The sequence below is a fragment of the Streptomyces sp. CNP082 genome, from assembly GCF_059570535.1.
Map to the genome: position 1 here is coordinate 16487 of NZ_JCANSZ010000043.1, position 24988 is coordinate 41474.

Consider the following 24988-nt stretch of genomic DNA (forward strand, 5'->3'; position numbering starts at 1 on the left):
TCCTGCCTGGTGCCATCCCCCGGCCCGTACCGTCCGCAGGAAGCCGCTGACGCCGCGGACACTTGTAGGATATCTTGCACGCCTATGACAGCCGTTTCCCATCGAACTCCTCGATTCCGCCGACGTGTCCGGCGCCTGTCCGGGGCGCTGGTGGTCGCGCTCGCCGGTATCGGCGTGCACCTGACGCAGTCCGGGGGCGAGTCCGCCGGGGCCGCGCCGCTGGCCACCGTCGACCCGTTCGAGGCGCAGACCACCACCCTCTTCACCGCCTCGGGCCCCGGCTGCTACCGCATCCCCGCCGTCGTCCGCACGGCGAGCGGGTCGCTGCTGGCCTTCGCCGAGCAGCGGATGAACTCCTGCGAGGACAAGTCCAACATCCGCCTCGTCTCCCGCCGGCTGCCCGCGGGCAGCAGCACCTGGGAGGCCCGGGACACCGTCGCCCAGGGCACCGACGACGACGCGGACGCCCCCGCGACCCGCAGCAACGCCGCCCCCGTCGTCTACCGCACGCTCGACGGTGCCCCCGACACCGGGCAGCCCGACGGCCGGATCGTGCTGCTCAGCACGTTCAACCCCGTCGATCCCGCCGCCCCCGGCGAGACCGGCTCAGGCGCGCCGCGCACCCCGTACGTGCAGTACAGCACCGACGACGGGCAGAGCTGGACCGAGCCGAAGAGCCTCTACGACCAGATCGACGACCCGGAGTGGGGCCACTACGCCACCGGGCCCGTGCACGCCATCCAGCTCACCCGCGGCGAGCACGCGGGCCGGCTGACGGCCGGCGTCAACTACAACTACCGCGACGGCTCCGGCACCCCGGTGCGCGGCGCGATGATCGTCTACAGCGACGACGGCGGCACCACCTGGGAGGAGGGCGCCCGCCGCACGTACCCGGCGGACAGCTCCACGATCCAGCCGCAGGAGCTGAGCCTCGTCGAGCTGGCCAACGGCGACGTGTACGTCTGGGCCCGGGAGAACCACTTCGTCGACGACGGCAACGAGGGCGACGTCACCAAGCGCCCGCACCGGCTGGGCGCGGTCAGCAAGGACGGCGGGGCGAGCTTCACCTCCGCCGGCTTCCAGCACGTCGAGGGCTACGAGGCGCCGCGCGCGGAGTCCGCGGCGCTGCGGATGAACGCCACCGACGAGGGCGACCCGTACAACCGCATCCTCTCCTCCGCCCCCGCGTGGAACAACTCCCGCCGCGCCATGACCATCCGCTCCTCCTTCGACGAGACGGCCGCCTGGCAGGGGGTCGACACCGTCGCCAGCGACTCCACCGACGAGGGCGTCCAGGTCTGGGGCAGCAAGAACCGCGGCCTGTCGAAGGAGGAGTGCGCCTGCTACGCCGGCTACTCCGACATGGTCGAGCTGCCCGACGGCGACATCGGCCTGATCTACGAGCGCGGCAGCACCTCCGTCTACGAGGAGATCGCCTTCGTCCGGCTGGCACCGGGCGACCTGCCCGCCCCCGCGACCACGCCCGACACCGCACGGTCCGCCGACGCACTCGCCTTCGACGGCACCCGCAGGACGGTCGACGGGCGGTTCGGCAACGGCCTGGTCTTCGACGGCCAGACCGGCCGCGTCCAACTGCCGTACGCGCCGGAGCCGCTGCTGGACGACGGCGACTTCACCGTCTCCACCTGGATCAACTACGGCGACAAGCGCGGCGACCAGGCGATCTTCTGGGCCAACGGGGTCAACGACGCACCGCAGGTGTGGCTGCGCGCGGAACCGGCCGACGGCCGGCTGCACGCCCGGCTCAACGACGCCACCGACCCGGCCGTCAGCGTCACCACCTCCCGCGCCTACGCCGACAACGCCTGGCACCACGTCGTGCTGCGCCGCAGCGGCGACACCCTGACCCTGTTCGTCGACGGCACCCAGGCCGGCTCCGCCACCGGCGCGGCCGGCAGCGTCATGGGCACCGACCCCAGCCCCGTCCACCTCGGACAGCGCATGGACGGAGCGCAGCACTTCCAGGGCACCATGGACGAGTTCCGCGTCTACGACCGCGCCCTGACCACCGCCGAGATCACCAGCCTGCGCGACACCAACGAGACGACCGGCGCCGACCCCGTGGCACGGCTGCCCTTGGGCACCCTGTCGTCCCCGTAGCTCCACCGGCGGCAAGGCCCCGGCCCCGTCTCCGGAATGGTGACTCCTCGTCCGGCGCCCCCCGGCGGACGGGCGCCGGGGGGCGCCGCGCTGCTCTCCGGCTCCCGGCCGCGGCGCCCCCCGGCCGGGCGTACTAGCGCTGGTACGCCTCGATCCGCAGCGCCTCCTCGCCGACGTCGGGCTCGGCGAGGACGTACAGCGTGCCGCCGTCGGCGCTGGTGGCCACCGCCTGCGGGGAGCCCGCGTCCTCGGGCAGCATGCCCTCGGCCTCCGGCTCGCCGCCCTTCCGCGCGTCCCACAGCACCAGGAAGTCGGCTATGGCGTTCTCCCCCTCGACCACGTCGTCCCGAAGCGCGACCAGCGCCCCGTCCGGCCCCTTCCCATCAGCGGCCAGCGGGTCGGGACCCGAGTCGGTCTCCTGCTTCCACAGCTCCTTGCCCGTGGCCAGATCGATGCCCACGAAGTCGTTGGTGGCATCGTCGTAGGAGGTGACCAGCACCGAGTCCCGGATGGTGAAGTCCCCCGGGTCGAGGTGCAGATACCCGTCGGGCCGCTTCTGCGGCAGGTCGGTCAGCACCTTGCCGTCCTCGCCGAACGACACCAGCCGCTCCTGCGTCGCGACCGTCAGCGGCTCGTCGGTGAGGATGTCGAGCCGGGCCGGCTGGTCCTCGGCGAAGTCCGTCCCGGTCCACAGCTCTTCGCCGCTGGCGGCGTCGTACGCGGCTATGTGGTTCTCGGCGTCGGTCAGGTCGCTGCAGTCGACGACGGCGACCAGGTACCGGGGGCTGTGCAGCCAGTCGGTGTAGAAGTCGTCGCACTGCTCGCCCACCGTCACCTCGGGGACGGGCAGTTCCTCCCCGTCGATCGAGAAGCGGTGCAGGCCGTCCTCGATCAGCTCGACCGTGACCGCCTCCTCACCGACGCTCACGGGCATGACGTCGGCGGCCGGGTACGCGCTGTCTCCGGCGGTCAGGTCCTCGCTCCACAGCAGCTCGCCGCTCGCGGTGTTGACCACCGCAAGCACCGCGCAGGTGTCGTCGCCGACCTGCGCGTCGGCCGGGCCGAACAGCACGGCGCCGATGCCGGCGCCGTTGACCGTCGGCGAGGCGGCACACGGCTTGCCGGCGCCCTCCGGTGCGGCCAGCTCCCAGGCGACCTTGCCGGTGGCGGCGTCGTGGCCGGTGACCCCGCCGGTGCTGATGCCGACGACGACGTCATCGGTGGCCCACAGCGGCGGCAGCCACACGTCCTCCGGGGAGTGGTCCACGGCCGGCGTCCGCCACTGCTCCGCCAGCTCCGCTCCGCCGCCGGCAGCCTCGCCGTCCTCGCCTCCGTCGTCCCCGCAGCCCGCGGCCAGCAGCACCGCGGCGGCCGTGGCCAGTAACGCCCACTTCTTTGCGTTCGCGCCCATACAGTCGCTCTTGTCCTTCTCATTTGTCGTGATCAACTCAGCTTCTTCGGACGCGAGACCGCACAGGGTGGTTCCGCAGCGGACGACACGGCTCCGCCACCGGCGGTTTTGCCCGCGCTGCCCCGTCACCGCATGCTGGAGGGGACGGCGGGCCGGTGCCCGGCCGGAGGGGACCAAGGAGGCGCGCGATGCTGCTGCTGTACGACGGTGACTGCGGCTTCTGCACCGGGTGGGCCGACTTCGGGCGCCGGCGGTTCGCGCCCGGGGTGCGGATCGTGCCGTGGCAGTCGGTGGACCCCGCGGCGTACGGGGTGCCGGAGGAGCGGCTGCTGCGCGAGGTGGTGCTGGTCGAGGAGGCCGGGGACGCGCCCGGAGGGCCCCCGGCACGGACCCCCCCGGGCGGCGCGTCGGCCATCGCCGGCACCCTGCGCAGCGGGAACCGCGCGGGCCGGATCCTGGGCCGCGCCCTCGCCGCGCGGCCCGTACGCGGCCCCGCCGCCGCGGTCTACCGCCTGGTCTCCCGCAACCGCTACCGCCTGCGGTTTCCCTTCCTCCCCGCCCGTTCCGGCGCGAGCTGCGGCATCTCTCCGCCGTAGGCCGCCGACCTATTCAACCGACCGGTTGACAAAGAACGGGCGACCGGTCTAAGTTTTTATTCAACCAATTGGTTGAGGAAGTGGACATGACCTCAGTCCCCGAGCCGAAGCCCGAACCGAAGCCCGAGCCCGACGAACCGCTGTCCCGGGTGTTCGCCGCGCTGGCGGACCCGACCCGGCGCGACATCGTGGCCCGGCTCACCGCGGGTGACGCCACCGTCAACGAGCTGGCCGAGCCGTACGACGTCAGCGTGCAGGCCGTCTCCAAGCACATCCGCGTCCTTCAGGACGCCGGGCTGGTCAGCCGCAGCCGGGACGCCCAGCGGCGGCCCTGCCACCTGGAGGCGGAGGTCTTCGACCTCATGACGAAGTGGATCGAGCGCTACCGGCGCGCGGCAGAGGACCGCTTCCGCCGCCTGGACGCCGTCCTGGAGCAGATGGACGCCCCGGACGCGGAAGGGCCGCCGGTGCCGCATCCCCGGACCAAGAAAGCAGCATCATGAGCAGCACAGACACCCACCACCGCAACGAGACAGGGATCACCGTCGACCCGGCGCTCCCCACCATCGTGATCACCCGGGAGTTCGAGGCCCCGCCCGAGCGCGTGTTCCGCGCGCACACCGACCCCGCCCTCGTCGCCCAGTGGCTGGGCCCGCGCGGGCTGACCATGACCATCGAGCGGTACGACGCCCGCACCGACGGCTCGTACCGCTACGTCCACACCGACGACGCGGGCAACGAGTACGGCTTCCACGGCGTGTTCCACGAGGTCCGCCCCGCCGAGCGCATCGTCCAGACCTTCACCTACGAGGGCTTCCCCGACAGCGTGAGCCTGGAGACGGCCGTCTTCGAGGACCTCGGCGGGCGCACCCGGCTGACCGGCACCTCGCTGATGGACTCCCTCGAAGCCCGCGACGCGATGATCGCCAGCGGCATGGAGACCGGCATCCGCGAGGGGTACGAGCGGCTGGACGAACTGCTCGGCGGCACCCAGGCGGCCGACGAACACCGCCGGATCGCCGCCGGGTTCACCGCGCGCGTCCGCGGCGTCCCCGCGGGCGCGTGGGACAGCCCGGCGCCGTGCGAGGGGTGGGTCGCGCGGGACGTCGTGCGGCACCTCGTCGAGTGGTTCCCGGGCTTCCTGAAGGCGGGCACCGGCATCGAGCTGCCGAAGGGCCCGTCGGCGGACGACGACCCGGTTGCCGCCTGGCAGGTGCACAACGACGCCGTGCAGGCCCTCCTGGACGACCCGGCCACCGCGGGCAGGACGCTGTCGCACCCGGAGACCGGCGACCTCCCGCTGGCCCAGGCGATCGACCGCTTCTACACCGCCGACGTCTTCATGCACACCTGGGATCTGGCCCGGGCCACCGGCCAGGACGAGCGGTTGGACCCGGCCAAGTGCGCGGCTCTGCTGGCGGGGATGGAGCCGATGGACGAGGCGCTGCGCGGCAGCGGCCACTTCGGGCCGCGCGTCGAGGTCCCGGAGAGCGCCGACGTGCAGACCCGCCTGCTCGCGTTCATCGGCCGCACGCCCTGAACCGCGCGGCCCGCCGCGTCCCGCGCACTCCCGAGGACCTGCCGGGCCTGCCGGGCGCGGCCCCGGAGGGGGCGTAGCACCGCGGCGGGCCGCACCCGGCTCACCTCTGCCTCGGCACCCCGATCGTCGCCCACACCGCGAACCCCGCCCCCGACGGCTCCGTCCCCCACGCCTCGCTCAGCGCCGCCACCAGCCCCAGCCCCCGCCCGCACTCGTCGTCGGGCCCGGCGACCGTGCGGATCGGGACCCCGTACGCCCCGCCCTGGTCCCGCACCTCCACCCGCACCCCCGGCGGGCGCAGCGCCAGCCGGCAGACGATCCTGCTGCCGGTCGCGTGCAGCACGGCGTTGGTCACCAGCTCGGAGATCACCAACTGCGCCGTACCGCAGACGTCGTCGCATAACCGCCAGCCGCCGAGCAGCCGCCTGACGTGCGCGCGCGCCTCGGCCACCGCGGCGGCCCGCGCCACGAGCTCGAAGCCCTCGCCGTGGCCCGCGGCGTCGAAGTCCGCCGTGGTGCCGAGCGCGCTGTGGGATGAGGAGGCCATGGGCCGGATGCCTTCCGTACGTCCGTCGAGTGGGGTCACGGCGTCCGACCGCCCCGGAGCACGGGTGGGCGGACGCCGTGTGAACGGCGTCACAGGCCAACTATGCGTGGGCCGGTCACAGATCGCAAGCGCCGTTTTGCAGTCTGCATATGCGGGAATGCATAACGCTGCGAGCGATCCCACCGGCGTGGCACACTGCGCTCCGGCAAACTCACCGAGAACGCCCCGAGTTGGTCCCGGGAGGTGCGGCCCATGGCGCGTGCGGGCGGCGAGGCGGGCGCGGCTGCCATATCCGGCCAGTCGGCGCCCACGGCCGGGCAGATCGTGCTGGGCCGCCGCCTGCAGAACCTCCGGGAGAGCGCCGGGTTCACGGCCGAGCAGGCCGCCAGGGCGCTGCGGGTCAACGCGACCAGCGTCCGGCGGATGGAGAAGGCCGAGGTCGGCCTCAAGTACGCCTCCGTGGAGAAGCTGCTGCGCACCTACGGGCTGGCGCAGGACGACATCGAGTCCTTCCTCGTCCTCGTCGAGGAGGCCAGCAAGCCCGGGTGGTGGCACCGGTTCCGCGACGTCCTGCCGGAGCAGTTCGGCCTGTACGTGAGCCTGGAGTCGGCCGCCACCCTCATCCGCGCGTACGAGCCCCACTGCGTGCCGGGGCTGCTCCAGACCGAGGACTACGCCCGCGCCCTGCTCTCCGCGGGCCACCTCCCGCTGGCCGCCGAGGAGCGCGAGCGCCGCGTCAGCCTGCGCATGCAGCGCCAGGGGCTGCTCGTCCGCGAGCCGAGGCCGCTGCGGCTGTGGGCCATCGTCGACGAGGCGGCCCTGCGCCGCACCGTGGGCGGGCCGCAGACGATGCGCGCGCAGCTCGACCGGCTGGTGGAGACCACCCGGATGCCGAACGTCACCCTGCAGGTGCTCCCGTTCGACACCGGCCCGCACCCGGCGATGTACGGGCCGCTGCACCTGCTGCGCTTCCCCGCCCCGGAGCTGGGGGACTTCGGCTACAGCGAGAGCATGACCGGCCCCGCCTACGTGGAGGACACCGCGCTGGTCTCCCAGTGCCTGGAAGCCCTCAACCGGATATCCACGCAGGCCCCGCCTGCCCATCAGACCGAGAACATCATCGCCAACATCCGGAAGGAAGTATGAGGATGACGCACGTGCACGGTACGGACGACGGCCACCGCACCGGCGCCTCGACGGGGGACCAGGTGTACAACGGCATGCCCGCCCGCGAGCTCGGCACCGACGGCTGGGACAAGCCGTGGAGCGGCCCCAACGGCGACGCCTGCGTCGAGGCGAAGCGGCTCCCGGACGGCCGCGTGGCGCTACGGCAGAGCACCGCCGCCGACGGCCCGGCGCTGATCTACACCGCCGCCGAGATGCGGGCGTTCCTCGACGGGATCAAGAACGGGGACGCGGACTTCCTGCTCTCCTGACGGACTCCCCGGCCGCCGCCCCCCACGCGCGTCCCGTACGCCGTCCCACCAACGCGCGGCGGCACGACCGAAACGGACTGACCACGTGACCGACGAGACCTCCGACCCCACCCGCGTCGACCGGTCCCGGGCCCACCCCGCCCGCATCTACGACTACCTCCTGGGCGGGCACGACAACTACGAGGTGGACCACGCCGCCGCGCGGCAAGTGCTCGACGTCTGGCCCCAGGCCCGTACCGCCGCCCGCGTCAACCGCGCCTTCATGCGCCGCGCGACGCACTGGCTGGCGGCCGAGGCGGGCATCGACCAGTTCCTGGACATCGGCACGGGCATACCCACAGAACCGAACCTCCACCAGGTCGCGCAGCAGGTCAACCCGGCCGCGCGGGTCGTCTACACCGACAACGACCCGCTCGTGCTGCGCTACGCCGAGGCCCTGATGACCAGCACCCGGCACGGCCGCACCGCCTATCTGCACGCGGACGTCACCGCACCGCACTCGATCCTGGAAGCCGCCGAGCTGCAGAGCACCCTGGACCTCGACCGGCCGGTCGCGCTGTCCTGCAACGCGCTCTTCCACTTCGTCCCGGACCGCGACGCACCCCACGAGATCATGCAGACGCTGATCAAGCCGCTGGCCCCGGGCAGTTACCTGGCGCTGTCCCACGGCACCCCCGACTTCGACCCCGTGCACATCGGGCGGGTGCAGGAGATCTACCACGGCCAGGGCATCCCGCTGACCACGCGCGACAAGGGCTCAATAGAGGACTTCTTCACCGGTCTTGAGCTGGTCGCGCCAGGTCTGGTCGCGCCGCACCGCTGGCAGCCGGAGGGGGCGGGGGCTTCGCCGGACGACGACGGGACGGCGGTGCTGGACGCGGAGGTGTCCCAGTACGCGGCGGTGGCCCGGAAGCCGTAGCGGCCCGGCAGCCGTAGCGGCCCGGCAGCGGGCGGAAGGCGGGGTGCGGTCCCGCCTTCCGCCCACCGGCCTCAACCGGTTGCCAGCCGGCGGGTCACCTGGACCCGGGACTGGCAGCCGAGCTTGCGCATCACCTTGCGCAGGTGGTTCACGACCGTCCACTCGGCGATGCCGAGCCGGCGGGCGATGACGCGGTTCGTCAGCCCCTCGGCCACCAGCAGGGCGACCTCCAGCTCCCGCTTGGTGAGGATGTCGGCCACGTCGGTGGGCACGTCGACTCCGGCCACCGGGCGGGCGTCGTCGGCGGGCATCAGCCGCAGCGCCGCCTCCCAGGTCAGCTCGGCGCCGGAGCGCCACGCCCACATGTAGTCGTCGGCGCTCAGCTCCTGGCTGGCGGTGGCCAGGACCGCCGTGGTCGCCTCGGTCAGCGGCCGGGGGCGGGCGTGGCCCAGGCTCCGGCGCAGCCGGTGGGCCAGGCCCAGCGCGGCCGTGAGCAGCCGCCAGTCGGTGATACGGCGCCACTTGTAGAGCGTGATCGCCAGCATCTCCAGGCACTCCGGCTGCTCCGCCGCGTCCGCAAGACCGCCGAGCTGCTCCGCGGCGTCGGTGAACAGGGTGCGCGCGTCCGCCGAGTCCTGTTCCAGCAGCCGGACGGAGGCCAGGACGTAGCGGGCGGCGACCACGCCGTCGAAGTCCTCGTGGCCCAGCTCCGCCGCCAGGGCGTTACGGGCCAGCTCGTCGGCGCGGGAGAGGTTGCCCGACTCGCGCAGCACCACGGCGAGCCGCCGGGTGAGGTAGCGGCCGGCGCCGGCTGTGGTGTCGCCCGGGGCGCCGGCGGAGCCGGCGCGGGTGGGCGAGGCGATGACCGCCAGCCCCTCCTCGAACTGCCGCCGGGCGCGCTCCAGGTCCCCGCCGGCGTACGCCTCGTCGCCGAGCATCCCGAGGCACCGCACCAGGCCGGCGTCGTCGTGACCGGCGCGGTAGGCGTCGCGGGCCTGGGCGAGGTAGCCGCGGGCCGCGCTGGCGCCGAGCCGCATCGCCAGCCCGCCGGCGGCCTCCAGCGTACGGGTGTGCAGCCGCGCGTCCTCGACGCCGGCCCGCAGCGCCTCCTCGGTCAGCCGCAGGCACTGCCGGGTCTGGCCCGTGCCGGTGGACTGCTCGCGCAGCGCGCCGGCGAGCACCGCCATGGACTGGCCGTCGCCGGACTCCCGCCAGTAGCCGAACGCCGCGAGCAGGTCCGCCCGGGTCTCCGGACCGGCCGCGGACCGCGGGCCGGTGGCCAGGGCGCCGGGCTCGGGCGCGGGCCGCGGCGTGGCGAGGGCGCGGAAGTACGCGCCGTGGGCCTTGCGCAGCGTCTCGTGGACCGGCAGCAGGGCGAGCGAACGGGCCGCTGCCTGCCGCACGGAGCTGGGGATGCTCAGGCTCAGCTCGGCGTCGGGCCGCTCGTCGGGGATGAGCACGCTCGCGTCGATGAGCCGCTCCATGGTCCGGTAGCCGGCGGCGTCGAAGCCGCTGAGCACCCGGGCCGCGGCGCGGGTGGTGAACGGACCCTCGAAGATGGCCAGTTGGTTCAGCAGCATCCGCTCGTCGGCGTGCAGCCGGGCGAACACCCAGGCGACCATGCCGGAGAGGCTGGAGTGCCGCGAGTACGGGTGCTGGTCGATGCGCCGCAGATCGCCGGTGCCGTGCTCGAAGCGCTCCAGGATCAGGTCAGGTTCGGCCAGCTTGACCTGCTCGGCGGCCAGCTCGATGGCGAACGGCAGGCCGCCGACGAGCCGGCAGAGGGCCAGCACGTAGCGGTAGTTCTCCGCGGTCAGCTTGAACTCGGGCCGCACCGCCCGGGCGCACTGTACGAACAGCTCCACGGCCGGAATCCGGGCGACGGCCGGGAGGTCGGTTTCGACGATGTGCCCGGTCGGAAGCGGCCGGAGCCGTACGACCCGCTCGCCGTACAGCCCGAGTCGACGGGTGCCGACGGTGACGACCCGCACCTCCGGGCAGCACCGCCGGAACTCGGTGAGCAGTGGCGCCAGTTCATCTGCCACGTCCTCGTAGTGGTCGAACAGCACGGTGTGCGGCCCCGGTCCGAGGCGCTCCAGGGCCGCGCGGACGGTCTCGGGGCCCTCCTGGAAGTGCTCCCTGAGCCGGCGCAGCATCAGGGCGCCCACGGCGGGTTCCGTGATCCGGCCGAAGTCGAACACCTCGACGGTGCCGCCCAGGCCGGGCCCGAAGCGGCGGAAGTACTCCATGACGAGCCGGCTCTTGCCCACCCCGGCCGGGCCCGTGACGGTCACCAGGCCGGCGTCGGGCGCGGACAGCACGGTGGCGAGCCGGTCGAGATCGCGGGTGCGGCCGATCAGCGACGTGGGCGTGGACCCGATGTACCCGGCGGGGCTGGTCGCCCGTCCGGCTAACAGGCCCTGCGGGCCCCACACGTCCTCCCGCTCCTTGGCGGCGACCACGGCGTCGGCGCTCATAGCGTCGCTTCACAAGGAGTGCCGGGGGCGACCGCCGACCGCGTGCTCGTCGCGACGACCGCCCGGATGCCATCAGGGCTCACTGCATTCCCTCCGCCGAAACTGTCCCGCTCCCCCGTGCCACGGCCGGCTCGCCTTTATCCGGCGGCGCGGGGCGTGGCGGGTGAGGGCGTGGGCTGGAACCTGTTCTCCTCGAAGACGAACGTGACGAACGTGACCGATGCGGTGCGGGGGTGGGCGGCCCGCGGCCGGGGGCCGCGGTGCCGGCTCGCCGGCGGCGTACCGGGGGCGGTCTGCGGGACGTACCGCAGCATCCGCGCGGACGCCGGACGGCCGTTGTTCACGCCGCACCTGCCTTGTCCGCCTGCCGGCCGGTGTTGTTGCGCAGCGCGGGCCGCAGCGCCTCGACGACCTGCTCGACCTGCGCGTCGGAGAGCTCCGCGTGCATCGGGATGGCGAGCTGGCGCTCCGCGAGGTCCGCCGAGACCGGGCAGGTCTGGTCGGTCTCGTACGCGGGCTGCTGGTGGCTGGCCCACGTGCCGTGGCCGCAGCCGATGCCCTGGGCCCGCAGCTCGGCGGCGACGCCGGCGCGGTCGACGCCGGGGCCGAGCTTGACCATGTAGGACTGCCAGGCGTGGGTGCGGTCCGCGGGCACGTACGGGACGGTGACCAGTTCCTCGTCCTTCAGGAGTTCGGTGTAGCGGGCCGCCACCACGGTGCGGCGGTCGAGCAGCTCCTCGATCCGGCCCAGCTGCACCTGGAGGATCGCGGCGGAGATGTCGGAGAGCTTGTAGTTGTAGCCGATGTCGGTGAAGACCGGGATCGGCAGGCCGACGACCTGGGACTTGTCGAAGATGCTCCCGATGCCGAACGAGGAGCGCAGCCGCACGTCCGCGCCGATCGCCGGGTCGGTCGCGAGCAGCGCGCCGCCCTCGCCGCAGGTGATCCCCTTGCGCCCGTGGAAGGACAGGCAGGCGACCGGCGCCAGCGTGCCGGCCGGACGGCCCTGGTACGTGGCGCCGATGGCGCAGGCCGCGTCCTCGATGAGGAACAGCTTGTGGCGGTCGGCGAGTTGCCGCAGCTCCGCGTAGTCGGCGGGCAGCCCGACGGTGTCGACGGCGATGATGCCGGCGGTGCGCGGGCCGATGAGGTCGGCGACCGCCTGCGGGTCGACGGTGCCGGTGTCGGCGCGTACGTCGGCGAACCGGGGGGTGGCGCCGACGCAGTGCACCGCGTGGGCGGGCGCCGGGAAGGTGTAGTCGGCGACGATCACCTCGGCGCCGGGCTCCACCTTCAGCGCGAGCAGGGCGAGGTGCAGCGCGGCGGCGCAACTGCTCAGGGCGACGGCGTCGGCGACTCCGTAGCGGCTGGCCAGCTCGGCTTCGAGGGCCTTGCCCCGCGGGCCCTGGCCGGCCGTCCAGTCGGAGGCGAACACCTCCTCGACGGCTGCCAGCTCCTGCTTGCCCACACTCGCGTGAATCAGAGGAATGCTGTTCATCGTGCCCTCTCCTGGCGCTGGAAGGAGACCGGTTACCCGTGGCGGAGCGGCGTGGTCCGGCGGACGTCGCGGCGGTCCCGTGGCTGCCGCACGCCACCGGGGTCCGTCCTCTGCCCGCGGGAGAGAATGTGGCAGATCCCGGCGAAGTACCGCTCGTGGTCCGGTGGAGGCGAGCTGAACGTCCGTCCCCGCACCCCGGTCTGGATGAGGCGAAGCGCCAGCGGCGGCAGCGGCTCTCCCGCGTGCACCTTCTTGCCGACGTCCAGGGTCTCTGCCACGGTGAGGGCGTATTCCGGTACGCTCACCGCCAACCTGCACACAGTCGACATGCCTGACATCCACCTTCTGTAGGTAGAGGTTCCCCGGAATCTCCCGTCGGGCCCGCCCGGGGTTACCGCAAATCCGGCCGCGCCGCCGCCGCTGCCGGGAGCGGCGCGCAAGCGGTATCTTTTCCGGTCTCGCTTGGGTTCGGCTTGGTGTCGACTTGGCAACCTGTTGCTACACCCGCCGGTCACACGCGGGGGTTCAGCGCCCTCGCCCACCATAGCCGCCGCGGCAGCGGCGATCGCGTCCTCCCGGGCTCCGGGCCCGCCGGCCGCGCCGGCTGCACGCCCGCCTGACGTTTCTCCGGGGTGCCTTGTCGTACAGGTAACGACGCCGGGCACCTCGTGCCCGCCGTGATCCACCGGCACCGACGGACCAGGAGAAACCATGACGACCTCGGCACCGACGTTCAGCGAGCCGGCGCCGGCGGAGCGCCTGGAGAAAACGGCCGCCGCGCTGACCGGCAACGGCTTCGAGGCCGAGATCCTCGACGACGCAGCCGCCGCGCGGTCCCGCGTCGGGGACCTGATCCCCGAGGGCGCCACGGTGTTCACCGGTTCCAGCGAGACACTGCGCCTGTCCGGCATCACCGAGGACGTCGACTACAGCGGGCGGTACGACTCCGTCAGGATGCGCAGCCTGACCATGGACCGCGCCACGCAGCGGGACGAGATCCGCCGGGTCCTCGCCACCCCCGACGTCATCATGGGCAGCGTCCACGCGGTCACCGAAACCGGCTCCCTCGTGATCGCCTCGGCCAGCGGCAGCCAGCTCACCGGCTACTGCGGCGGCGCCGGCCACGCCGTCTGGGTCGTCGGGGCGCAGAAAGTGGTGCCCGACCTGGACACCGCGCTGCGCCGCGTCGAAACCCACTGCGTGCCGCTGGAGGACAAGCGCCTCATGGAGGCCCACGGCACGGGCAGTTCCCTCAACCGCCTGCTCGTCCTCCACGCCCTCAGCCCGCACTACTTTCCCGGGCGCGGCACCGTCCTGCTGCTCCGCGAAGCCATCGGGTTCTGACACGGGGGCAGCCGCGTCCGTGACGGGCGGCGCCGGCGGGCCGGACGCGAGGGCCGGGGCGCCGGCGCCGGGGTGGACTACCTTGACGAGAGGGCGGGAGAGCGAGGGGACAGGGGCGGACGGGTGGAAGGGCTGAAGGGCGTGATGACCACCGGGGCGAAGCCGGGGGCCGTGGGCACGGACCCCAGCCTGGGCGTGCTCATGGGCGAGCGGCGCCGGATGCTCAACCTGGCCTACCGGCTGCTGGGTTCGCTCTCCGACGCCGAGGACGCGGTCCAGGAGTCCTACGCCCGCTGGTACGCCCTGCCGCGCGCGGAGCAGGAGGCCATCGAGTCCCCGGGGGCCTGGCTGACGACGGTGACCAGCAGGGTCTGCCTGAACCTGCTGAACTCGGCGCGGGTGCGCCGGGAGACGTACGTCGGGGACTGGCTGCCCGAGCCGCTGCCGGAGCACACCGAGTGGTCCACCGCCCGCGCCGGCGGCAGCCACATGGACCCGGCCGACCGGATCACCCTGGACGAGTCGGTGAGCATGGCGTTCCTGGTCGTGCTGGAGTCGATGACGCCGGCCGAGCGGGTGGCCTTCGTCCTGCACGACGTGTTCCGGTACTCCTTCGCGGAGGTGGCCGGGATCCTCGGCCGGACGCCGGGGGCCTGCCGGCAGTTGGCCTCCTCCGCCCGGCACCGGGTCCGCCCGCCCGGGGCCGCCGCGAACCCGCGGGCCCAACGGCCGGACATCGTCCGGGAGTTCCGGCAGGTCTGGGAGGCCAAGGACATCGACGCGCTCATCGGGCTGCTGGATCCGAACGCCACCCTGACCACCGACGGCGGCGGGCTGGCCCCCGCGGCGTCCTGCCCGGTCACCGGCGGCCGGGAGATCGCCACGGCCTGTGCGGACCTGGCCGCCCGGGCCCCGCTGACGCTGCTGGAGCGTACGGTCAACGGCCAGCCCGGCCTGGTCAGCCGGCAGCGCGGCAGCACCGCCGCGGTGCTGGCCTTCGGCATCGGCCACGGCCGCGTCACCCGCATCTGGGTCGTACTCAACCCGGAGAAACTCCGCCCCTGGAACCCGGCCGGCTGACTGCCGCCCCACCGGTCCCCCGACCCCCTTCCGGCCCGTGGCCGCGGGCTTCCGCCTGCCCGAGCGGAGGCGCAGGTCACCGCCGTCGCCCTACGGAGTACGCTCGTTGCCGGCTGTTGGCATCTTCGGCAGCGTCAAGCACGGGTGGGAGCCGGCGACATGACAGAGGGCCGGGCCGGTGGGGGATCCCGGCTCGTCACCTCGGCGGCGTCCTGCCGGTGTCCGACTTGGCAGGCGCCGGTGAGAGGACTTGACCAGATGAGTGATCACGACTGGCTGGCCGAACGGTTCGAGAGTGATCGCCCCCGTTTGCGTGCGCTCTCGTACCGGATGCTCGGCTCCGTCGCTGAAGCCGAAGACGCCGTCCAGGAGGCATGGATCCGGCTGAGCCGCTCGCGCACCGACGAGGTGGAGAACCTCAGCGGCTGGCTGACGACGATCGTCGCCCGGGTGTCGCTGAACATGCTGCAGTCCCGCAAGTCACGCCCCGAAGACCTGGTGGACACGACCGACGCCGCCGAGCCGCACGGCGAGTCCGAGCAGGCCGGCCCCGAGGAGGAGGCGGTCCTCGCCGACTCCGTCGGCGTCGCGCTGCTGGTGGTCCTCGACACCCTCACACCCGCGGAGCGGCTGGCGTTCGTGCTGCACGACATGTTCGCCGTCCCCTTCGAGCAGATAGCGACCATCGTCGACCGCTCCCCCGCCGCCGCCCGCCAACTGGCCAGCCGCGCCCGCCGCCGCGTGCAGCGGGACGCACCGCGCGCCAGAACCGCGGCCATCGGCGCGTACGACGAGAATCCCGTCGCCGTCAAGAAGAGAGGTAAGTCCGACCTGGCTCTCGCCTTCCTCGCCGCCTCCCGCAACGGCAACTTCGAGGCGCTGCTGGCGATGCTCGACCCGGATATCGTGCTGCGTTCCGACGCGTCCGCCGTACAGAAGGGCCTCGACCCCGAACTGCGCGGCGCGGACGCCATCACCCGCGTCTTCGCCGGCCATGCCTGGGCACCGGTGCCCGCGCAGGTCGACGGGTCGCAGGGGCTGGTCTGGGTGCTGGACGGCGAGCCGTACCTCTCGTTCCGCTTCACCGTCGACGCCGGCCTCATCACCGCGATCACCGTCCAGGCCGACCTGACGGACGTCAAGATCACACTCGACTTCTGACGGCGGCGGGCCCCGGTTCTGTCCGAGGGAAAATACCGGCAACTCCTGACAATATGTTGCCCCGCAGTGATCCTTGACGCTCACAGCCACGGCTCCGCAGTCTTTTCCCCATGGCTACCGCGGTGGACAACCCGAAGCGCTCGGGCGGCCGGAAAACCTCAGGTCATCACCCCGTGAGCCGGGCGGCCACCCGGCGGGCGCGCCCAGGATGCATCGCCAAGTGGGCGCCAAGTCACCGGTATGTGGCGGCCAAGTGGGGTGGCTGATGCTGGTTGAGCACGGGCTTGCGGCACGGTGCGTCCGCCAGCCCCCCGCCCTGCTCCCCGCACCCCGACCCGCCCGCCCCCCACCGCGCCACACTCACCCGCATCCTCCGCGACAACTCCACGAACAGCCCTGAACCATCCGTGGCCCGGGGCCGGATCCGGCCCGGAGCCGACACGCAGCGGGAACGCCGAGCGGAACAGCCGCCTGCGCCCCCGCTGACTGGCATGTCACATTTGGGAGGACTGACCGGTGTTCAGCCGTGTTGCGATCATCAACCGTGGCGAGGCAGCCATGCGGCTCATCCAGGCCGTCGGTGAGCTCAACGCATCGGGCGCCCCACGGATCGAGACCGTGGCGTTCTACACCGACGCCGACGCCACGGCCACGTTCGTACGCGCGGCAGACCTCAGCTACGACCTGGGCAAAGCCGCGGACCGCCCCTACCTCGACCTCGCCGTCCTGGAGCGCGCCCTCGTCGAGACCGGCGCGGACGCCGCGTGGGTGGGCTGGGGCTTCGTCGCCGAGGACCCCGCCTTCGCCGAGCTGTGCGCGAAGCTCGGCGTGACGTTCATCGGCCCCGGCCCCGAGGCGATGCACAAGCTGGGCGACAAGATCAGCGCCAAGCACCTCGCCGAGAAGGTCGGCGTTCCGGTCGCGCCGTGGAGCCACGGCCCCGTCGCCGATCTGGACACGGCGCTGCTCCAGGCCGAGCAGATCGGCTATCCGCTGATGCTCAAGGCGACCGCGGGCGGCGGCGGCCGGGGCGTACGGGCCGTGCACGAGCCGGACGAGCTGGTCGAGGCGTTCCAGCGCACCAGCCAGGAGGCGGAACGTGCCTTCGGCAACGGCGCGTTGTTCCTGGAGCGGCTGCTCGTCCACGCCCGGCACGTCGAGGTGCAGGTGATCGCTGACGGCCAGGGCGGGGTGTGGGCGCTGGGCGTACGGGACTGCTCCGTGCAGCGCCGGAACCAGAAGGTCGTCGAGGAGTCGTCCTCGCCGGTGCTGGCCGCCGAGCAGGTGCAGCTCCTGAAGGAGTCGGCGGAGCGGCTCGCGCTCGCCGTGGACTACCGCGGCGCGGCCACCGTGGAGTTCCTCTACCAGCCGAAGGACGGGATGTTCGCCTTCCTTGAGGTCAACACCCGGCTGCAGGTGGAGCATCCGGTCACCGAGGCCACCACCGGCATGGACCTCGTCAAGGCGCAACTGCACGTCGCCGCGGGCGGCCGGCTGACCGGCACCCGGCCGGCCGAGCTGGGGCACGCCGTCGAGGCCCGGCTCAACGCCGAGGACCCCGACCGCGACTTCGCGCCCGCCCCGGGCCGTATCGCCCTGCTCGACCTGCCCGCGGGCCCTGGCATCCGCGTCGACACCGGCGTCAGCCAGGGCGACTCCATCCCCGCCGACTTCGACTCGATGATCGCCAAGATCATCGCGTACGGGCGGGACCGCGCGGAGGCGCTGTCCCGGCTGCGGCACGCGATGCGCGAGACCACCGTGCTCATCGAGGGCGGCACCACCAACAAGAGCTTCATCCTCGACCTGCTCGACGAGCCCGAGGTGATCGACGCCCGCGCCGACACCGGCTGGATCGACCGGGTACGGGCCGAGGGCGGCCTGGCGTCGCCGCAGCACTCCGGCGTCGCGCTGGCCGCCGCGGCGATCGAGGCGTACGAGGACGGGAAGCGGGCCGAGCTCCAGCGGCTGCTGGGCACCGCGCGCGGCGGTCGCCCGCAGGTGCACCACGAGGGCGGCCGGCCGGTCGACCTCGCGCTGCGCGGCGCGGGCTACCGGCTGACCGTCGCCGAGACCGGCCCGGGCCGCTACCGCGTCGGCTTCCGCTCCCGTATCGACGACTCCACGGTGCGGACCGTGGACGCCGTGCTGGAGCGGTTCGACGAGCACACCGGCCAGATCCGGCTCAACGGCGACCGCTTCCGGCTGGTCACCGGCGCGCACGGGCCGGTCCACCTGGTCGAGGTCGACGGCGTGACGCACCGGGTCAGCCGGGACGAGGGCGGCGTGGTCCGCTCGCCCGCCCCCGCGCTGGTGGTCGCCACGCCGCTCGGCGCCGGGGAGGTGGCCGAGGAGGGCGCCCCGGTGCTGGTCCTGGAGAGCATGAAGATGGAGACGGTGCTGCGCGCACCGTTCCGGGCCACGCTCAAGGAGTCGCTCGTCTCCGTCGGCAGCCAGGTGGAGACCGGTGCGCCGCTGCTGCGCCTGGAGCCGCTGGACGACGTCGGCGCCGCGCCCATGGCCGAGGGCGTCGACCTGGACCTGCCCGCGGAGCCCGCCGGGCCGACCGCGGCGCAGCGCGCCGAGCGCGGCCTTGCGGACCTGCGCAGCAGGCTCCTCGGCTTCGACGCCGACCCGGACGGGCCCGACGACGTCGTCGCCGGCTACCTCGCGGCGCGCACCGGCCTGCCGGAGCGTCCGCTGGCGGCGGAGGCCGGGCTGCTGGAGGTCTTCGCCGACATCTCAGAACTGAGCCGCAACAAGCCGGAGCACGAGGAGACCGCGGCCGAGACCTGGGTACGCAGCCCGCGCGAGTTCTTCCACACGTACCTGCAGAGCCTCGACGCCGAACGCGCCGGGCTCTCGGAGACCTTCCAGAGCCGGCTGACCCGCGTGCTGGGCCACTACGGCGTCGACGGTCTCGACCGTACGCCCGCGCTGGAGGAGGCGGTCTTCCGGATCTTCCTGGCCCGGCAGGACGCCGCCGGTGACGTCGCGCTGATCACGGCGCTGCTCCAGCAGTGGCTCACCGAGGACCCGCCGCCCGCCGGGCTGCGCCAGGTCGTCAGCCAGGCGCTGGAGCGGCTGATCCGGGCGACGCAGCTACGCTTCCCGCTGGTCGGCGGCCTGGCGCGGAGCCTGGTGTTCCGCTGGTACGCGCAGCCGCTGCAGCACCGGGCCCGTACCCGGGTCTACCACCAGGTGCGCCAGCACCTGCGCTACCTCGACGCGCACCCGGAAGCGGCCGACCGCGGCACGCGGATCGCCGAGATGGTCGCCAGCCCCGAATCGCTCATCCACCTGCTGGGCGAGCGCATCGACCGCCGGGGCGCCGAGCCGGACCCGCTGCTGGAAGTCCTCATCCGCCGTGCCTACCGCGACCACCAGTTGACCGACGTGCACTGCGCGACCGTCGCGGGACGGCCGTTCGTCACCGGCCGCTACGAACTCGACGGCGTCCCGCACCTGCTGCTGGTGACCGTCGCCGAGATCGGCGACCTGGCCGGGGCGGCGGCGACGGTGGCGGAAGCAGCCGCCGCGGTGGCGGACTCGACCGCCGTCGTCGCCGAGTTCTACGTCACCTGGACCGGCGAGGCCCCCGAGACCGACGAGATGGCCGGGAAGCTGCACGCGGCCCTGTCCGCCGCGCTGCCCACCGGCCTGCACCGGATCACCACGACGGTCGCCGGGCACGGCGCGGCGCCGCACCACTTCACGTTCCTGCCGTCCCCGGCCGGTCCCGCCGAGGACAAGCTGATGCGCGGCATGCACCCGCTCGTCGCCCAGCGGCTGCTGCTGCGGCGGCTGCGGAACTTCGACCTCACCCGGCTGCCGTCCGCGAACGAGGACGTCTACCTGCTGCGGTGCGTCGCGCCGAGCAACCCGGCGGACGAGCGGCTGGTCGCGATGACACAGGTCCGCGACATGACACCGCTGCGGGACGAGGAGGGCCGGATTCTCGCGCTGCCCGAGGTCGAGGCGGCGCTCGGCGGCTGCCTCGACGCGATCCGCAAGGAGCAGATCCGGCGGCCGGCGAGCAAGCGCCAGGACACCAACCGCATCTTCGTCAACGTCCGGGCGCCCGCCGCGGGCTTCACGCTCGCGGAGCTCAACGCGGTGGCCCGGCGCATCCTGCCGACGACCCGGGGCCTGGGCGTGGAGGAGGTGCTGTTCCTCGGCTCCCGGATCAAGGGGCAGGGCGAGCTGGTCCCGACGGCGGTGCACGTGTCGTACGACGGGGCCGGTGACGTCCGCCTCGACGTCACCCCCCCGCCCACCGGCCTGATCCAGCCCCTCGACGACTACGGCCAGAAGGTGCTGCGGCTGCGGCGCCGCGGCACGGCCTACCCGTACGAGCTGTTCGACACGATCGCCGGCGCCGGCGGCACGTTCACCGAGCACGACCTCGACGGCTCCGGTGCGCTCGCCCCCGTGACGAGGCCGAAGGGCCAGAACAAGGCCGGCATCGTCGCCGGCGTGGCCACCACGCCGACCGAGCGCTACCCCGAGGGCGTCACCCGCGTCGTACTCCTCGGCGACCCGGCGAAGGCGCTGGGCGCGCTCTCCGAGGCGGAGTGCGCGCGGGTGGTCGCCGCGCTGGACCTGGCGGAGAAGCTGCGGGTGCCCCTGGAGTGGTACGCGCTGTCCGCGGGCGCCCGGATCGCGATGGACTCGGGCACCGAGAACATGGACTGGATCGCCCGCGCACTGCGCCGCATCGTGCACTTCACCCAGGGCGGCGGCGAGGTCAACGTCGTCGTCGCCGGCGTCAACGTCGGCGCGCAGCCGTACTGGAACGCCGAGGCCACGATGCTGATGCACACCCGGGGCGTGCTGGTGATGACCCCGGACTCGGCGATGGTGCTGACCGGCAAGCGGTCGCTGGACTTCTCCGGCGGCGTCTCCGCCGAGGACAACTTCGGCATCGGCGGCTACGACCGGGTGATGGGCCCGAACGGGCAGGCGCAGTACTGGGCGCCGGACCTGAAGGCCGCGCGGGACGTGCTGCTGTCGTACTACGACCACAGCTACGTGCTGCCCGGCGAGGCCGGCCCCCGCAAGGCGCCGACCACCGACCCGGCCGACCGCGACGTCAGCGACTTCCCGCACGTCGCCGAGGGCAGCGACTTCACCACGGTCGGGGAGATCTTCTCCCCCGAGACCAACCCGGACCGCAAGAAGCCGTTCGACATCCGCACGGTGATGCGCGCGCTCGCCGACCAGGACCACGCGGTGCTGGAGCGCTGGGCCGACATGGCGGACGCGGACACCGCGGTGGTGCAGGACGTGCACCTGGGCGGGCGGCCGGTGTGCCTGGTGGGCATCGAGTCGCGGTCGGTGCAGCGGCGCGGCTTCCCGCCCACCGACGGCCCGGACGCGTACACGGCGGGCACGCTCTTCCCGCGCTCGTCGAAGAAGGTGGCGCGGGCGGTGAACGCGGCGAGCGGGAACCGGCCGCTGGTGGTGCTGGCGAACCTGTCCGGGTTCGACGGCTCGCCGGAGTCGATGCGCGAGCTGCAGTTGGAGTACGGGGCGGAGATCGGCCGGGCGATCGTCAACTTCCGCGGCCCGATCGTGTTCTGCGTGATCTCGCGCTACCACGGCGGCGCCTTCGTGGTCTTCTCCAAGGCGCTACACCCGGGCATGACGGTGCTGGCGGTGGACGGTTCGTACGCCTCGGTCCTCGGCGGCGCGCCGGCCGCGGCGGTGGTCTTCGCCGCCGACGTCGACGCCCGTACCGCCGCCGACGCGCGGGTGGCGGACCTGGAGTCCCGCATCTCCGCGGCCACCGGCAACGAGCGGGCGCAGCTCGCCGGCCGGCTGGAGAGCGTGTGGGCGTCGGTACGCGCGGAGAAACTGGGCGAGGTCGCCGCGGAGTTCGACGGCGTGCACTCGATCCAGCGGGCGCAGCGGGTGGGTTCCGTGGACGCGATCATCCGGCCGGAGGAGCTGCGGCCCCAGATCATCGCGGCCGTCGAGCGCGGGGTCGCCGAGGGCACCGCACCGTGACGTACCGACACCTCCTGCTTTCCGCCTGCAAAAGCCCTGCCGGCGCGGTCGGCCGGGACATCCGTACGGCCGCGGGCGGCCGGTTCACGGTGCGGGAAAGGCTCCCCCGGCCGCCGCCGCCCACGGCGGCGCGGGGGCCGACGGAGACCGGCAGGGGTTCGTACGCATCAGGCACACGGCCGGACGCCGGCGTGCCGAAGTTGTTCCACACAGAAAGCAGGAGATCCGTCATGACTACTCGGGAATCGCAGTTGGTCGAGCTCGTCGACGCGGGCGGCACCGCCCTCGGCTCCCTCACGGTCAGCGAGGCGCACACGGCGCCCGGTCGGCTGCACCGGGCGTACTCGGTGATGCTGCTGGACGAACAGGGCCGGGTGATGCTCCAGCAGCGGGCCAAGGTGAAGACCCGGTTCGCGCTGCGCTGGGCCAACGCCTGCTGCGGCCACCCGGCCCCCGGACAGGCGCTGTTCGCCGCCGCCGCCGAGCGGCTGGTCGAGGAGATCGGGCTGCGCGGGGTGGCGCTGCAGGAGGCCGGCGTGTACCTCTACCGGGCCGAGGACCCGAACACCGGCCGGATCGAGCACGAGTACGACCACGTCGTGGTCGGCCTGGTGCCGACGGACGTGCAGATGGACCCGGACCCGTCGGAGGTGGCCGACATCCGCTGGGTGGCGCCGGACGAGCTGCGTGCGGACATCGCCGCCCACCCCGACAACTACTCGCCCTGGCTGGGCGGCGTGCTCGCGGTGGCCACCAACGCCGCCGACCGCCTGCCGCAGGCCGCTGCCCTCGCCACCCGGTAGGCACGCCCCGGCCGGCCGGAGTCTTCCGGCCGGCGTCCCCGGGGCGCGGACCGTCAGGCGGCCGGCGCGGGGCGCGGCGACGCGACCGCGGCCGGTCCGGCAGGGCTTCGGGCAGGGCTTCGGGCAGGGCTTCGGGCGGGGCTTCCGGCGAGAGCACGCCCGGCCGAGGGCGCGGTGCGGGCGGCGGGTGTGACGCGGGCAGCGTGCACGGGCGACGAGGCCGCCGTCAGCCGACTGCCCTGTGCCGTGGGGCCGTTGCCGCGCGGTGCCGTCGCTCCGGCCGCGCCGGATGCCTCGGCGGGGCGAGGATGCGCGAGAGCGCGCCGGCCAGCTCGGCGGCAGGATCGTCCCCCGCGGTCCTGCTCCGCCAGGCCACGTGGTGGTCGGGTCGCACCAGCAGGGCGCCCTCGTCGGTGATCGCGCGGACGGCCTCCCACCGGCCGTCGGCAGGGGCGTACGCGGCGCCGCCGCCGATGCGTACCGCGCTGAGGGGGATCGAGAACCTCTCGGCGGCCTCGGCCGCCGCCCCATCGCTCCGCGTGCCAGGCGCACGACCTGGAGGTGGGCTTCGCGTACGAGGACGGCGCGCTCGTGCCCGACGGCACCCGCCCCCCGGCCCGCGCGCCCCTCGGCACCACGTACCACCCCACCACCCGGCCCGGGCACATGCTCCCGCACGCCTGGCTCGAACGGGACGGGGAGCGCCTGTCCACCCACGACCTGGTCGGCCGCGGGGCGGCTTCGTGCTGATCGCCGGGCCCGCGGGGGCGGCGTGGTGCGACGCTCGGCCCGGTGCAGGGTCAGCTCCAGTCCTGGCACCCCGAGGACCTCGCGGATCCGGGCGGTCACCGCCGCGGGGTCGGCGAGGTCGGCGCCGCCGGGGCTGAAGTGCACGCCCACTCCTCGCAGCGCTTCCCCAGGTGGGGCCCGCCTCCATCAGCGTGCTAGAGAGGTCGGGGCGGTAGAGGTTGACGAACCAGGTGAGGAGGGCGCCGTCCTGCCACCACCGGGAGAGGTCGGCGGTGAAGTGTGCGGTGGTGACGTCGAGTACGCCGGGCGCACCCCCCATCCGCACGCCCAGTTCCGCGCCGACGCTGTGACCGCCGTCGGCGGCGACGAGGTACTGCGCGGTGACCCGCGTGGTCTCGCCGGTGGCGAGGTCGCGTACGTCGGCGACGATGCGGTCGCCCTCGTCGGCGAACGCGGTCAGCTCGTGGCCGAACCGCACCCGGCCCGGGTTGTCGCGGTCGGCGCGGCGGCGCAGCACGGGCTCCAGCCGCGACTGCGGGAGCGTGGCCGGCAGGACCGGGCCGTGTTCGGCGTACGCCTCGGTCAGCGCGCCGCCGCCGAAGGCGTCCATCTCGTGGACGACCTGCCCGTCCAGCCGGCCGTCTCCGGTGAGGGATGTTTGCCAGCGCACCCTGCCGAACATCTCGGGCGGGGCCGCCAGGCCGTGCACGGCGTCCACGACCCCGTGCTGCCGGAAGATGTCCATGGTGCGCTGGTCGAGGTAGTCGGCGCGGGGCAGCCCGGAGGTGTCCGCGTGCCGCTCGACCAGCAGGTGTTCCACGCCGTGGCCGGACAGGAAGAGGGAGGCCGCCAGGCCGCAACCGCCTCCGCCCACGACCAGGACCGGCACGTCGATGGCTTCTTTACGCGGTATACGCGGTATACGCGGTATACGCGGCCTTCCATGAGGTGACGCCTCAGACAGGACACCGGGGACCCGGGGGTGGTCCCCGCCCGCCGCCGGACCGCGTGCGGGTGCGCTTCCCTGACGCCGCCGTGCCGGCGTCTCTTCACCGATGCTGCAGGCACCCAGCATCGGCCTGGTGGTTTGGGCGGCGCTATCGAGCGGGTTGGCGCCGGCTTGGCGGCCGTCGCCGGGCCTGCGCGCCGGCGGCCCGGCGGTCGGCGGGGAGAGCGCGACGAGCGCGAAACCGGCCGGGAGACCGGCCCGTGATCGTCATATGCCATTCCGGCAGGCTGTCCCTTCCCGCACGGCTCACACCCTTCTGATCGATTCCGCTTTCGGTCTCATTGCAA

19 protein-coding genes are annotated in these 24988 nt (G+C 73.5%); 12 read left to right on the forward strand and 7 right to left on the reverse strand.

The window, feature by feature from the left end:
- Positions 1–84 precede the first annotated feature (84 nt).
- The gene (locus B124_RS27505) at positions 85–2121 is read left to right on the forward strand and encodes a LamG-like jellyroll fold domain-containing protein (RefSeq protein ID WP_496505666.1); all 2037 of its coding nucleotides are present in this window, start codon (positions 85–87) and stop codon (positions 2119–2121) included.
- Positions 2122–2254: 133 nt separating this feature from the next.
- Here the strand turns inward: B124_RS27505 and B124_RS27510 are convergent, their stop codons facing one another.
- The gene (locus tag B124_RS27510) at positions 2255–3568 is read right to left on the reverse strand and encodes an outer membrane protein assembly factor BamB family protein (RefSeq protein ID WP_496505667.1); all 1314 of its coding nucleotides are present in this window, start codon (positions 3566–3568) and stop codon (positions 2255–2257) included.
- Positions 3569–3720: 152 nt separating this feature from the next.
- On the opposite strand from B124_RS27510, the gene B124_RS27515 reads away from it, so the two are divergent.
- From B124_RS27515 to B124_RS27525, 3 genes are all read left to right on the forward strand, one after another.
- On the forward strand, positions 3721–4128 hold the full coding sequence (locus B124_RS27515; RefSeq protein WP_496505668.1) for a thiol-disulfide oxidoreductase DCC family protein: 408 nt from the start codon (positions 3721–3723) through the stop codon (positions 4126–4128).
- Between the two features lie 86 nt (positions 4129–4214).
- Entirely contained in the window at positions 4215–4631 is a 417-nt protein-coding gene (locus tag B124_RS27520) for an ArsR/SmtB family transcription factor (RefSeq protein WP_496505669.1), read from the forward strand.
- Positions 4628–5668: a TIGR03086 family metal-binding protein gene (locus tag B124_RS27525; protein ID WP_496505670.1), complete on the forward strand. Its 1041-nt coding sequence runs from the start codon at positions 4628–4630 to the stop codon at positions 5666–5668. Before B124_RS27520 ends, B124_RS27525 begins: the two co-directional genes overlap by 4 nt.
- A gap of 100 nt (positions 5669–5768) precedes the next feature.
- Here the strand turns inward: B124_RS27525 and B124_RS27530 are convergent, their stop codons facing one another.
- Entirely contained in the window at positions 5769–6215 is a 447-nt protein-coding gene (locus B124_RS27530) for an ATP-binding protein (RefSeq protein WP_496505671.1), read from the reverse strand.
- Between the two features lie 252 nt (positions 6216–6467).
- Between B124_RS27530 and B124_RS27535 the strand changes: the two genes are divergently transcribed.
- From B124_RS27535 to B124_RS27545, 3 genes are all read left to right on the forward strand, one after another.
- Positions 6468–7361, forward strand: coding sequence for a Sco1979 family transcriptional regulator (locus B124_RS27535; protein WP_496505672.1), 894 nt, complete (start codon positions 6468–6470; stop codon positions 7359–7361).
- A gap of 2 nt (positions 7362–7363) precedes the next feature.
- Positions 7364–7651 carry a DUF397 domain-containing protein gene (locus tag B124_RS27540; protein WP_496505673.1) on the forward strand — a complete coding sequence of 96 codons (288 nt, stop codon included), beginning with the start codon at positions 7364–7366 and terminating at the stop codon, positions 7649–7651.
- A gap of 85 nt (positions 7652–7736) precedes the next feature.
- Positions 7737–8570, forward strand: a complete 834-nt coding sequence (locus B124_RS27545) for an SAM-dependent methyltransferase (protein ID WP_496505674.1) — start codon at positions 7737–7739, stop codon at positions 8568–8570.
- Between the two features lie 71 nt (positions 8571–8641).
- Here B124_RS27545 and B124_RS27550 read toward each other — a convergent pair whose 3' ends face one another.
- From B124_RS27550 to B124_RS27565, 4 genes are all read right to left on the reverse strand, one after another.
- Positions 8642–11047: an ATP-binding protein gene (locus B124_RS27550; RefSeq protein WP_496505675.1), complete on the reverse strand. Its 2406-nt coding sequence runs from the start codon at positions 11045–11047 to the stop codon at positions 8642–8644.
- A gap of 137 nt (positions 11048–11184) precedes the next feature.
- On the reverse strand, positions 11185–11391 hold the full coding sequence (locus tag B124_RS27555) for a hypothetical protein (RefSeq protein WP_496505676.1): 207 nt from the start codon (positions 11389–11391) through the stop codon (positions 11185–11187).
- Entirely contained in the window at positions 11388–12545 is a 1158-nt protein-coding gene (locus tag B124_RS27560; RefSeq protein WP_496505677.1) for a DegT/DnrJ/EryC1/StrS family aminotransferase, read from the reverse strand. Before B124_RS27560 ends, B124_RS27555 begins: the two co-directional genes overlap by 4 nt.
- Before the next feature lie 32 nt (positions 12546–12577).
- Complete coding sequence (locus B124_RS27565) at positions 12578–12823, reverse strand: hypothetical protein (protein WP_496505678.1); 246 nt, start codon at positions 12821–12823, stop codon at positions 12578–12580.
- A 433-nt stretch (positions 12824–13256) separates the two neighbouring features.
- Here B124_RS27565 and B124_RS27570 point away from each other — a divergent pair, with 433 nt between their 5' ends.
- The 5 genes from B124_RS27570 (at position 13257) to idi (ending at position 22942) form a co-directional block, all read left to right on the forward strand.
- Positions 13257–13889, forward strand: coding sequence for an LUD domain-containing protein (locus B124_RS27570; RefSeq protein WP_496505679.1), 633 nt, complete (start codon positions 13257–13259; stop codon positions 13887–13889).
- A gap of 144 nt (positions 13890–14033) precedes the next feature.
- A complete protein-coding gene (gene sigJ, locus B124_RS27575; protein ID WP_496505704.1) occupies positions 14034–14969 on the forward strand; it encodes an RNA polymerase sigma factor SigJ in 936 nt (311 codons plus the stop codon).
- Between the two features lie 258 nt (positions 14970–15227).
- Entirely contained in the window at positions 15228–16130 is a 903-nt protein-coding gene (locus tag B124_RS27580) for a sigma-70 family RNA polymerase sigma factor (RefSeq protein WP_496505680.1), read from the forward strand.
- 516 nt (positions 16131–16646) lie between these two features.
- On the forward strand, positions 16647–22139 hold the full coding sequence (locus B124_RS27585) for an ATP-binding protein (protein ID WP_496505681.1): 5493 nt from the start codon (positions 16647–16649) through the stop codon (positions 22137–22139).
- A 230-nt stretch (positions 22140–22369) separates the two neighbouring features.
- Positions 22370–22942 carry an isopentenyl-diphosphate Delta-isomerase gene (gene idi, locus B124_RS27590; protein WP_496505682.1) on the forward strand — a complete coding sequence of 191 codons (573 nt, stop codon included), beginning with the start codon at positions 22370–22372 and terminating at the stop codon, positions 22940–22942.
- A 226-nt stretch (positions 22943–23168) separates the two neighbouring features.
- On the opposite strand, the gene B124_RS27595 is transcribed toward idi, so the two are convergent.
- Entirely contained in the window at positions 23169–24581 is a 1413-nt protein-coding gene (locus B124_RS27595; protein ID WP_496505683.1) for an FAD-dependent monooxygenase, read from the reverse strand.
- Positions 24582–24988: the final 407 nt, after the last annotated feature.

Excerpts from the sequence above, each read along its gene's own strand:
- B124_RS27505 (WP_496505666.1), top strand. The coding sequence starts at position 85 with ATGACAGCCGTTTCCCATCGAACTCCTCGATTCCGCCGACGTGTCCGG.
- B124_RS27515 (WP_496505668.1), top strand. The coding sequence starts at position 3,721 with ATGCTGCTGCTGTACGACGGTGACTGCGGCTTCTGCACCGGGTGGGCC.
- B124_RS27520 (WP_496505669.1), top strand. The coding sequence starts at position 4,215 with ATGACCTCAGTCCCCGAGCCGAAGCCCGAACCGAAGCCCGAGCCCGAC.
- B124_RS27525 (WP_496505670.1), top strand. The coding sequence starts at position 4,628 with ATGAGCAGCACAGACACCCACCACCGCAACGAGACAGGGATCACCGTC.
- B124_RS27530 (WP_496505671.1), bottom strand. The coding sequence starts at position 6,215 with ATGGCCTCCTCATCCCACAGCGCGCTCGGCACCACGGCGGACTTCGAC.
- B124_RS27535 (WP_496505672.1), top strand. The coding sequence starts at position 6,468 with ATGGCGCGTGCGGGCGGCGAGGCGGGCGCGGCTGCCATATCCGGCCAG.
- B124_RS27540 (WP_496505673.1), top strand. The coding sequence starts at position 7,364 with ATGACGCACGTGCACGGTACGGACGACGGCCACCGCACCGGCGCCTCG.
- B124_RS27550 (WP_496505675.1), bottom strand. The coding sequence starts at position 11,047 with ATGAGCGCCGACGCCGTGGTCGCCGCCAAGGAGCGGGAGGACGTGTGG.
- B124_RS27560 (WP_496505677.1), bottom strand. The coding sequence starts at position 12,545 with ATGAACAGCATTCCTCTGATTCACGCGAGTGTGGGCAAGCAGGAGCTG.
- B124_RS27570 (WP_496505679.1), top strand. The coding sequence starts at position 13,257 with ATGACGACCTCGGCACCGACGTTCAGCGAGCCGGCGCCGGCGGAGCGC.
- sigJ (WP_496505704.1), top strand. The coding sequence starts at position 14,034 with ATGACCACCGGGGCGAAGCCGGGGGCCGTGGGCACGGACCCCAGCCTG.
- B124_RS27580 (WP_496505680.1), top strand. The coding sequence starts at position 15,228 with ATGAGTGATCACGACTGGCTGGCCGAACGGTTCGAGAGTGATCGCCCC.
- idi (WP_496505682.1), top strand. The coding sequence starts at position 22,370 with ATGACTACTCGGGAATCGCAGTTGGTCGAGCTCGTCGACGCGGGCGGC.